Raw genomic sequence first — 10,057 nt, 5'->3', positions numbered from 1 at the left:
GAGAGTCGCGATCTTGTACACCTCGTTGGGCGCGGTGCTGGAGGCTGCCACCTTTGCCGAGCGTGCCAGATCACGCGGGTCCTGATTGGGCAGGTCGATGATGTAGCAGCCATCTTTGAGAAGTTGCTGCTGGAGATCAGCGATATACCGCTCATAAACTCCGCGGGGCGTTGTGTCATGCATTTTGCAGAAGCCGGCTGCCGTACCTACCGCCTGCCCCTGCAAACCACAGGTGATCATCACCCGCGTCGCTCCCAGAGCCACGTGCGTTACAGAAATGCAACGCCCCGCCATCATGAGGTTGTCGATATCCTTGGAGTACAAACTTCGAAAAGGCACGGAGAACTTCACTTTGTGCGAGAACACCGCGGGGGGCCCCGGATCGTAAAATCCTTTGGGCGGGTGGATGTCAATGCCCCATCCCCCGTAGGAGACACGATCCGGGAAAAGGGTTTGATTGGCGATGTCGTGCTCGGTCATGATGTAATCTCCCATCAGGCGGCGCGACTCGCGCTTGCCCACCACGTAGCTCACCCAGGTGAGCTTATAATTCTCGGCCTCTTCTTTGAGTTTGGGGCAGTGGTTTTTGGCGTGATCCCACATCCCCCAGATGATCCGCAGGAGCTCATCGCGGATGATTTCGGCATCCTTGTACGTATCGAGTTCCCCACCGTACTCAATCACCCATTGCCAGCCGCCGAACCGTAACTGAGGATGGCGACCGGGATTAAAATCGGAGCACTTCTCGAACTTGTGGGCCCAGTCGGGGGCTTTGAACGGGACAGGCTGGGCCATCTGTTCGGTGGCATACCGCAGCGTGCCGCCCATCGTTCCTTTGTTGACATCACCCACCTCCGGGGCACGGCTTTCGTTGTACATGGAGCGGGGTTCCCGGCCGTGCCGGTACTCTGCCCCTGCCCACACGCCGATCGATCCGTCACCCGTGCAGTCGATAAAAATCTTCCCGGGGAACCGCAACCGCTCACCAGTGTTGACGTCCAGCGCGATCACGGCTTTGATGCGTTTGGCCGATTCCATTTCCACCCCAGTGGCGTGCGTGTTGAGGAACAGATCCAGGCCGGGCTGGTTTTTCACCAACTTGAGGAGCCGTTCGGAATAGCCGAACACATCGCCGCGGACCTCTTCGATGATGCCGCCTTCGCCGGGATCAAGCGGCTCGCGCGTGGAATCTCCCTCCGGATTGACCAGGATCTCCGTACTGCCATTTCCCCCCAACACCGGACGATTTTGAATGAGCACCGTCCGGCATCCCATTCGGGCAGAAGCCACGGCCGCAAAAGTGCCGGCCAATCCACCGCCCACAACCACTGTGTCGTAGGGTTCCAGCGTTTTGATTTCCCGGCTGACGCCGCCGTACATCTCGCGCTGGCGGGCAAGAGGCCCCAAATCGTCGGAAGGTCGAAAATTCGGGTCGTCACTCAAAACGATTGCATCGCAACGTGAATAATGACCGGTCAGGTCGTGAAGTTTCACCGACAATGGACCGGCCGGCAACTCCACGAAGCCCCCGTCTTCCCAGATCCATTCACCTTTCTTGTTCGCGCCGAAGACATGCTCGATCGGGCGGTCGCCGAGGACGACCTGGAACTTACCCGGGCTGTATTCAGGGAGCCAATCCCGATTGCGGACCCACACCCGATAACGCCCGGGCTTGGGAATGTTCACCGTAGTCGAGGCATCCTGGACGGGGCCCTCCAAACCGATGGCCAGCAGAAATGGTGATCCCATCTGATCCACAAACTGGGCATCGTTAACCCAGCCGCCTCTGTTTTCAAACTTTTCCGTTTCCAGCCAGATGACGTGATGATCCTGGGCCCAAGCCGAAAAACTCACACAAAACGCGATACTGCACGCGATAAAATTCTGCAACCGCATCATCCGAACACGCTCCTGAAAATGGCCCGTTTCACCTCGGGTGATGAGTGATAACCACCCCAATCATCCCGGGTTTGCCCCATGTTATCCTGGTTTCCGACGCACTATCACAGTACCCACCGGTTATAGGCCGGTCAAGTGCCTTGCGGTGTGGAATTCCCCGTGGCGAGGACAGACCAGATCGCGGACAAGTGGGACGCGGTGGAAGGCATCTCTCCGATGAATTGGAGGGTCGGTTTCCACTCGAGCCAGCGTATGCCCTGCAACGCGTCCCTCCAATGGGTTGAACAGGCGGATTCCACCCCGACCCATCAGCCACCAGCCTTGCCATCTGCCATGCTGGGCGTCATCATGTGGGGCGCCAGGATGGACACCCCTGTCTCACTTGACCGCGTCTGTCTCACTTGACCGCGTCATTTCCATGTTTGAGGAGTCTTCCCATGCTGAGTTCAAAAGTCAATCGCCGTGGATTTGTGGCGTCCAGCACGCTGGCGACGGTGGCCACCGTTGTCCCTCGCTCTGTCCTCGGTGGGCCGGGCTTTGTCCCTCCAAGCGAAAAAATCCACATCGGCTATGTGGGATGCGGGACGCAGGGCTTGCGACAGCTCATGCAGGCCCTCCCACGACAGGACATCAGGATCGTAGCGGTTTGCGATCCCAATCGAAAGAGTGACGATTACCCCGAGTGGGGACCGAAGGAGATTGTCTCCAAGGTCCGTGCGTTTCTGGAAGATCCTCGCTGGGGCGAAGGTGCTCGGGGAGGACTTTGCGGTCGGGAGGTCGGCCTGGAGATTGTCTCCCGCTATTACGCGAAAGCCTCGGGCCACGCTACCGAACGACCGCAGTGTCGCGCTTATTCGGACTTCCGGCAAATGCTGGCCGAAGAAAAAGACCTGGACGCCGTTTACATCATGACCCCGGATCACCTGCACGGCGTCATTGCCGCGCGGGCTCTCAAGGCGGGCAAACACGCCATCACGCACAAGCCGATTTCTAACGTCCTCCAGGAAGTACGCACGCTCCGCGATTTGGCCCAGCAAACCGGGCTGGCCACGCAGCTTTTCTGCGCGGCCGACAATCCCGACGCCGCCACCATCGCGGAATGGATTCAGGCCGGCGCGATCGGACAGGTTCGCGAAGTCCACAACTGGTCCACACGGCCTTTCTGGCCACAGGGAATGACCGAATACCCCACGGAAAAAGTGCCCGTGCCCGACGGGTTTGAATGGGATTTGTGGCTCGGGCCGGCTCAGGAGCGACCCTATCATCCCGCTTACACCCATGCCGTCTTTCGCGGGTGGTACGATTTCGGCACCGGTGCCCTGGGAGACATGGGCCACTACAGCTTCTACCAGATTTTCAAAATCCTGGGCCTGGGATCGCCCATCAGTGTGGAAGCCAGTCGCAGTCAATTCTGGCGGATTGAAAACTACACCTGGAAGAAGCAGATCAACCGCGTTTCCTATCCCCGAGCATCCCTCATCCACTGGGAATTTCCGGGTGATGATCATCGGCCCCCTGTAAAACTTCACTGGTACGACGGAGGCTTGCGACCGGAATTGCTGGCCGAACTCGAGGTCGACAATCTCGCTATGCCCGAGGAAGGCATGCTCTTCGTGGGTGATCAGGGGAAAATTCTCGCCGGGTTTACGGGAAACAACCCCCGGTTGAATCCTCAGAAAAGAATGAAGGATTTCCAGCCACCGCCGAAAACACTTCCTCGCCCGGCCGGGGAGCTCGATCAGTTCATTCGCGCATGTCGGGGAGAAGCGAAATCCGACGCCAATTTTGTTTCGGTGTATCCCATGGCAGAAACAATCCTGCTGGGAACCATTGCGGTCCGGGTGAACCAGAAGCTCAGGTGGGATTCCACCAGGGGTGAATTCACCAATTCCGCAGAGGCCAACGCCCTGATCCGGCGGGAAAATCGCCCGGGCTGGGAGCTGTAAGCCGTCACGATTTCTCGCCGAGCGCCTCGGCGTGCTGAGGCTGATCGGAGGGTGATCCGGTGGAAGTCTCGGATCGTCGGCGGTGAACACGTTCCTCCTGTTCGTCCGCCCTTTTCTGGGCATAAAAGCGAATGCTCAGATTCAGGGCCAAAGCGACGAGAAGACCGACGATCCCGAGATGGTAGATAATCCGGGCAACCCCGGCGGTCGCCGCTACCGCAATCACAGCCGCGATGAACCAGCTTACCACCACCCAGATGGCGCGGCCGATTTTGAGGTCCGCATCACCCCGACTGAGGACCCGGTCGGCCAAACCTGTCGCCAAAACGGCGGCGAATGCCACATAAGTTGTGGAAACCGGCAGACCCCGGCTGGAGGCGAGCGCAATGACGCCCGCGCTGACCGAGCTGATCACCGCCGCGCGAAGGGCGTCGTAGTGGACCTTCTTTCCCCGCGGTGTCACCATGGGAGGAGGCGCCAGTTCCGGACGGTGGGGAAATCGGCGGAGAATCCATCGGGCAATCGCGCGACACCACTCCGGCGCATAGAGGGCGACTCTGTCAAATTGACTTCCCACATTGACCTGCGCCCGCGTCACCCGTTGGGCATTTTCCGTCATCATCCCCGTCACCATCAAAGCGCCGCAAATCGTCAGCACCCACATCGGGATTTGAATTTGCGTGGCCGAGGCGACACTTTGATCGGAATGCTGCCACAACCAGAACGCCGAGATCCCCGGGGACGCGCAATTGGCCAGATCGTTCTGCCCAAAGGCAAACGCCAAACAGAGCATTCCCAGAATGGCCAGCCCGGGAAACAAGTACTTCGTCCCAAAGTTCCCAGAGAACGAGAGAAACAGGTGGACAACCAGGGTGAACCCACCCCACACGGTCAAAAAGGCCAGCGTGGGGGTGTACGCATCGATATAAGGGTCGATGGCGTATTCCCGAAACGCTTTGATGAACGCGATGCCGGACATACCCTTGAAGAGCATGAACCAGCCCAGCCCGGTGAGCATGAGGCCGGAAATCCACGGACCATGAAGAAGAATGGTTTCCCGATCTTCAATCCTGTCGCGAATTGCGGCTCGAAAAACGCGCTGGATCAGAAAACCAGCAACGCCGGCCATGAAAATGGAAACGAATATGGCGGCCACCACCGTCCACACTTTCCCCCAGTGAACCACTCCCGGACCGCACAACCCGAGTGAAGCCCCCACCAATTCAAAAACGAGACACGCGGTGGTACTCACGGGCATTCCAAAGGCCGAGTAGGCGAACAGGAGAACCGTATCGACGAGATACACACTGATGTAGGCGACGATCGCCTGATGAAGCGTCAGCAGACCCGGGTCAAAAATACCTTTTCTGGCCGTCTCGAAGACGGGGGTGGCAGCACTTGCGCCGATAATCACGGCAATGCCGGCCAGTCTGACGGCCCATTTGCGGTTGAGAATGCGAGCCCCAAACACCGCGTTGACGATGTTGGAAGCGTCATTCCGGCCGACCTCGATACAGTCCCATACCAGCAGCGCCAGCCCGAGAAAGGCCAAAATGGTGATCAAGCTCACGGTGTTCTTTCCCCGGAAGACAGCGACAAACCCGACTGAGACCGATCGTCCATTGAGAAAGATTCGCTCCGCCGGCTTCTTTCCGCCTCGGCAAAGCCAGGGACGAAAACTTCTCAGCGGTTCAATTTAGCGAAACACGGGGCTTTTCAGAAGGACCCGCGAACGCTGGACGTCCATCATTCCGCGGAAGCCGTCGCGCCTTCGCCACCCGATGCTTCCCCGGCGGCGGCCTCCTGCTCAGTCGGCCTGGAAATCACCTGGCGAATCTTATCCAAGCTGATAAGTTTCCTCACATGGTCACCCGTCTCGACCAGGACCTTTTGAGCAAGGATCTCATGGCCGATCACTTCGCCTTCCCCCTCATCGGTGAGGACCCGGGAGCCCACCGGCGGGAGTTTGTCGAGAAGTTCCTCGTACTGCTCGAACTCATAGCGAAGGCAGCATTTCAGGCGTCCGCATCGACCGGAGATCTTCGCGGGATCCAGCGTGGCCTTCTGGAGCTTCGCCATCTTCATAGACACCGGCGGCATCGTGACGAGATGGTTGTTGCAACAGACAGGCTTGCCGCAATCCCCGTAATCCGCCAGCAACCTCGCCTCATCCCGAACGCCGATCTGCCGCATTTCGATCCGGGTGCGGAACTCACTGGCCAGCCGGCGAACCAGCTCGCGGAAATCCACCCGGCCGTCCGCCAGATAGTAAACGATGATCCGTTCCCCGCCGAAGATGTGTTCCACATCGACGAGGTCCATTTGCAGCCCCAGCTCTTTGATAATCCGTTCGCAGCGCGCGATTTCATCGGGTGCCCGGCGGCGGATCTGTAACGCCTCGCGTTCGTCTTCCGGGGTCATTTTTCGCAAAATCTGCCCGCGCATCGGGTTGGTGAGAAACGACTCGGTGCGTTCACTGGATTCGATGAGCACCTCTCCGACTTCCAATCCGCGGTCCGTCCGAACAATGACGCGATCCCCGCGGACAAACGTTTCTCCCTCTCGCGCGGGTGTGAAAATGCCCAGAAGACGCATCGCGCCGAAACGCACAATATAGCGAGCAGCCATCGCAGGACCTGGCCTTTCTGGTAAAAAGGGTTCCAAATCGACAAAGACCAAACGCCCATTTCAGGGAAGGAGCGTTACAACGGCCAGAGCCGACTGAGCAGGTCGGCCACGACCCTGGGGTCTCGAAAAGCGCCGAAGGCGGTGAGGGAAAAGACGATTCCCCCCAGCGCGACCAAGAAGATTCCCCTTGGATTGGGGCGGACCTCCACGGTCGCCAGCCGCTTGCTCAGCGCCACTCCGAAACGCTTCCAACCCTGAAAGTCCTGCGTTGGACCCACTGCCGCCAGCGTGATGTTCCGCCACGACGGCCAGGCGATGAGAGTGCATTGAATCCCTAAATTGGGCATGAGCAGGCAATCGCCCGCCCACCGTGAATCTGTATCGAGGCTCACGGCGGTCTCGGAAATGATGGAACGCACCTGATGAACAGGAACGTTGAGGATGACGATCTTAGGGGGAGCTGTGAGAACCCCCAGTCCGAGCACCAGGACCAGCAGAACGAGGGCAATCAACCACACCGCTGATCCGTACGCCGCGTAAACGGAGAGGGGCAGGAACAGATCAACGGGACCCACCACAATCAGCCCGAGAATGGCCAACCCGAGCAGGATTCTGTCCTGCATCCCTGTTAAAAGTACAGGGCGTCTGACGAGGTTGAGAAACCCCATCAGCATCAGGTAGACAGAAAGCGGCCCGAGGGCCAGAAACCACTGCCAGCCCGTCATTTATTCCCATCCGATACCACAACCGGACTGTTGCCAAAGTTGACTTCGGAGTGATTTTATTCTAATCGGTCAGAACTGGTGGCGTCGAGGACCGTTGCCGTTTCAAATCGCAAAATCCGCCTGGCCTGTCCAAAAAGGCACTTTGCGACTCATCTTAGTGACCATAATCGATTGAATTGTGCGATGGCTGGCCGGGCGATTTTTGGCCCGAGCGTCCGCCCCAATCCGAACGAAAGAATCGTCATATTCCAACCTATACACTCTGTTTTACCATCTCCTGCCTGATGGATATTCCGCTTATCTAATTTATTCTGTCCACCCTTTTTCTATTTCGCCGTTTGCCAACCCTCCGTTTGCGACCTACGTTTGCTTGAACATCTGGCAGTCGTCCGACAGCGAATTCCTGACCAGTCACCACATTTGCCAGTTGGAAACATGCCCACCATGAGTCATGCTCCTTCGAGTGGCATCATCGTGAAATCTCCCACCCAATGTGGCCGCAGGATCGGTTGGGGACCGCTTGCGGCGGTTTTGCTCGGCGGCCTGGTTCTGGGAGTCGGTCAATTCACCCATTTCCGCTTGGGACTGCCGTTGACCTGGCAGGGTGATGGGTCTGCATCCGGTGGTCCGGCACATCTCCAGGAAAGCTACGCGGCGGCTAACCTGACACCTCCTTTGGGCGACAATTCATCGGGAGGTGTCACCAAGGCGGTCGGCCTGGGCGGTGTTGGAAAACCGTATTTTTTCCGGGACATCAACGGAGCCTATGGGCACAATGGGCAGGCCGCTGCAATCTCGGCCGATCTGCTGGCGCAATTGGAACAGCGCGCGGCGGATTGGAGCCCCTGTCCCCTGACTGAGGACGAAAGGCACCTGGTCCGGGATTGCGAGGACCAGCGGTTGGATGATTTCACTTTTTTCCAGGCCGTGCTCGTGGCGGGCGGCACTTCGGCCCGCGAAATTGCCGGCTACCAGCAAATACTGGAGAAGCACACTCGAACGGTGAAGACGTTCGGGCAGGAGTCCCCGGACGAGTTTTCAGCCCTCCGCAGGGTATTTGGCTATCTTCATCAAAACATTCTCACAGGCAAGTATCAAATCGATGCGACAAATCCGGGCGTGACGTTGAAAACGGGACGCTACAACTGCGTGAGTGCGGCCATTCTCTTCAAGCTCCTGGCCGAGGCGGCCGGTTATCCCACAAGGATTCAGCAGCTTCCCACCCACGCCTTCTGCCGCGTGGAAACCACCTTCGCCTCGATACCCGTGGAGTGCACCGCTCCACGATGGCTGGATGAAGTGGCCCGCGTTCCGCAATTCGGCCTGGCCAAAAGAGCCCCCACCATCGGCTCCGGAGATCGGAGTCCGGAAGACGATCTGGGGAGACTGGTTTCTGCCTCCCGGGTCTCCGAGCGTGACTGGCGGCTTTACGAGCAGGGGCGAACGATGTCGGAAACCCAGATCGTCGGGACGATCTTTTACAATCGCGGCGTGGACGCCCTTTTTTCTCGCCAGTTCGACAGGGCGCTTTATGACAACATCATCGCGTTACGGCTGGATCCCACCAACCAGTCGGCGAAGGACAACCTGCTGGCCAGCCTCAACAACTGGGCGATTGCACTCGCCGAGGCCCAACATTTTTCCCAGGCTGCCGAGAAGCTCTACTGGGCACTGCGATGTGCCCCCAGCGCGCAGCCTGTCCAGGCTAACCTGACGCGACTGTTCCGCCAGTGGAAGGCCACCTTGACCGGGGAGGGACGCCTCACCGAATTCCGTGCCGAGGCCGAAAAGGGCCTTCGAGAACTGTCCGCGATCCCCGGCACTGAATCCCTCCAGGCCAATCTTCGGACACTCCTTGCCGAGTAAGAAAGAAACTTTTCCGTCGGTTTCGCCGCGAGGAAGATTCCTGCCGGTATCAGCCGCGGACGATCTCAACCTTCTCCGGCTCCAACTTCTCTGCGTGGCCCCAGCTCCATCCGCGGGCTTTCGCAAACTCTGAACTCGCCCGTGTCCAGAGCCAGTGATCGACCGGCGATTGCCCGCGAAGCCTGCACGCACCGCACACCCGGGCACGTTACCGCCGGTGGGCAAGAATGACGCTGTTCATGTTTTCTGTGCGAATCCGCAAGTGAGGTTCCGAAAAGCCGGCAGCCAGCAGGTCTTCACGGTACTCGTCAAGCGTGTACGTACCGCCAGCGGGCGTGTTGACGAGCATGTTGATGGCGAACAGTGCACCATCCACGGGCGATGTGCGGCTGGCATCCATGACGATGTCCCGGATGGCGATCTGTCCTCCCGGCTCCAGGGCCCGATACACTTTCCGAAAGAGTTCACGATTCTGCTCCCGCGAGTTTTGATGGGCGATGGCGCTGACCCAGACGAAATCCACCCCCGATGGAAGCTCGTCGCGATAGAAGTCACCCACTACGAATTCCACGCGGTCTGCCAACCCCGCCTGCTCAGCCTTCTGCCGGGCCAGCGAGATCGCATGGGGCAGATCAAACAGAATGGCCCGTGCTTCGGGGACCGCACGGAGAAAGGCAAAGGTCCATGTTCCCGGACCGGCGCCCACGTCCAGCATTTTCTTGAACTGAAGGGGCAGGAGCTGCCGCACCACATCGTCGGCCACCTCGCGGGAAACGACGTCCATGGCCAAAACGAATGCCTGAAGGTCCCCGTCCGGCCCGCGAATCCCCGAGGTTTTGGGAGCAGGAAATCCCGCTTTGGCTGCCCAGGCCAACTGAGACCATCCGCGCATCATGGACATCCGATGCCGCAGCATGGGGATGGCTGTGTCCGGGCTGTTTTCACTGAGTACCGGCCGCAGTTTCGGCGGCACAAAATACCGGTCCTCCTTTT

General features: G+C 58.9%; 7 protein-coding genes. 2 read left to right on the top strand and 5 right to left on the bottom strand.

Translation table 11 applies throughout. The features are described 5' to 3' along the window. Positions 1-1,899: FAD-dependent oxidoreductase (locus tag H5U08_RS04070; RefSeq protein WP_297030462.1), on the bottom strand; the 1,899-nt coding region annotated here is incomplete at its 3' end. Positions 1,900-2,336: 437 nt separating this feature from the next. Here H5U08_RS04070 and H5U08_RS04065 point away from each other — a divergent pair. Further along, positions 2,337-3,845: a Gfo/Idh/MocA family oxidoreductase gene (locus H5U08_RS04065; RefSeq protein WP_297030459.1), complete on the top strand. Its 1,509-nt coding sequence runs from the start codon at positions 2,337-2,339 to the stop codon at positions 3,843-3,845. 4 nt (positions 3,846-3,849) lie between these two features. On the opposite strand, the gene H5U08_RS04060 is transcribed toward H5U08_RS04065, so the two are convergent. From H5U08_RS04060 to H5U08_RS04050, 3 genes are all read right to left on the bottom strand, one after another. Further along, the gene (locus H5U08_RS04060) at positions 3,850-5,415 is read right to left on the bottom strand and encodes an inorganic phosphate transporter (protein WP_297030457.1); all 1,566 of its coding nucleotides are present in this window, start codon (positions 5,413-5,415) and stop codon (positions 3,850-3,852) included. 176 nt (positions 5,416-5,591) lie between these two features. Beyond that, positions 5,592-6,473, bottom strand: a complete 882-nt coding sequence (ricT, locus tag H5U08_RS04055) for a regulatory iron-sulfur-containing complex subunit RicT (protein WP_297030454.1) — start codon at positions 6,471-6,473, stop codon at positions 5,592-5,594. Between the two features lie 74 nt (positions 6,474-6,547). Continuing rightward, complete coding sequence (locus H5U08_RS04050; protein WP_297030451.1) at positions 6,548-7,198, bottom strand: hypothetical protein; 651 nt, start codon at positions 7,196-7,198, stop codon at positions 6,548-6,550. 444 nt (positions 7,199-7,642) lie between these two features. On the opposite strand from H5U08_RS04050, the gene H5U08_RS04045 reads away from it, so the two are divergent. Beyond that, positions 7,643-9,064 (top strand): hypothetical protein, encoded by a 1,422-nt coding sequence (locus H5U08_RS04045; protein ID WP_297030449.1) that lies wholly within the window; start codon positions 7,643-7,645, stop codon positions 9,062-9,064. A gap of 208 nt (positions 9,065-9,272) precedes the next feature. Here the strand turns inward: H5U08_RS04045 and H5U08_RS04040 are convergent. Continuing rightward, positions 9,273-10,057, bottom strand: a 785-nt coding sequence (locus H5U08_RS04040) for a methyltransferase (RefSeq protein WP_297030447.1), incomplete at its 5' end; no start/stop codon positions are given.

Source organism: Thermogutta sp. (genome assembly GCF_014359955.1).
In the GTDB taxonomy this organism is placed as follows: Bacteria; Planctomycetota; Planctomycetia; order Pirellulales; family Thermoguttaceae; genus Thermogutta.
The sequence above is the reverse complement of the archived record's forward strand: the minus strand, read 5'-3'. Positions and strand labels throughout refer to the sequence as shown.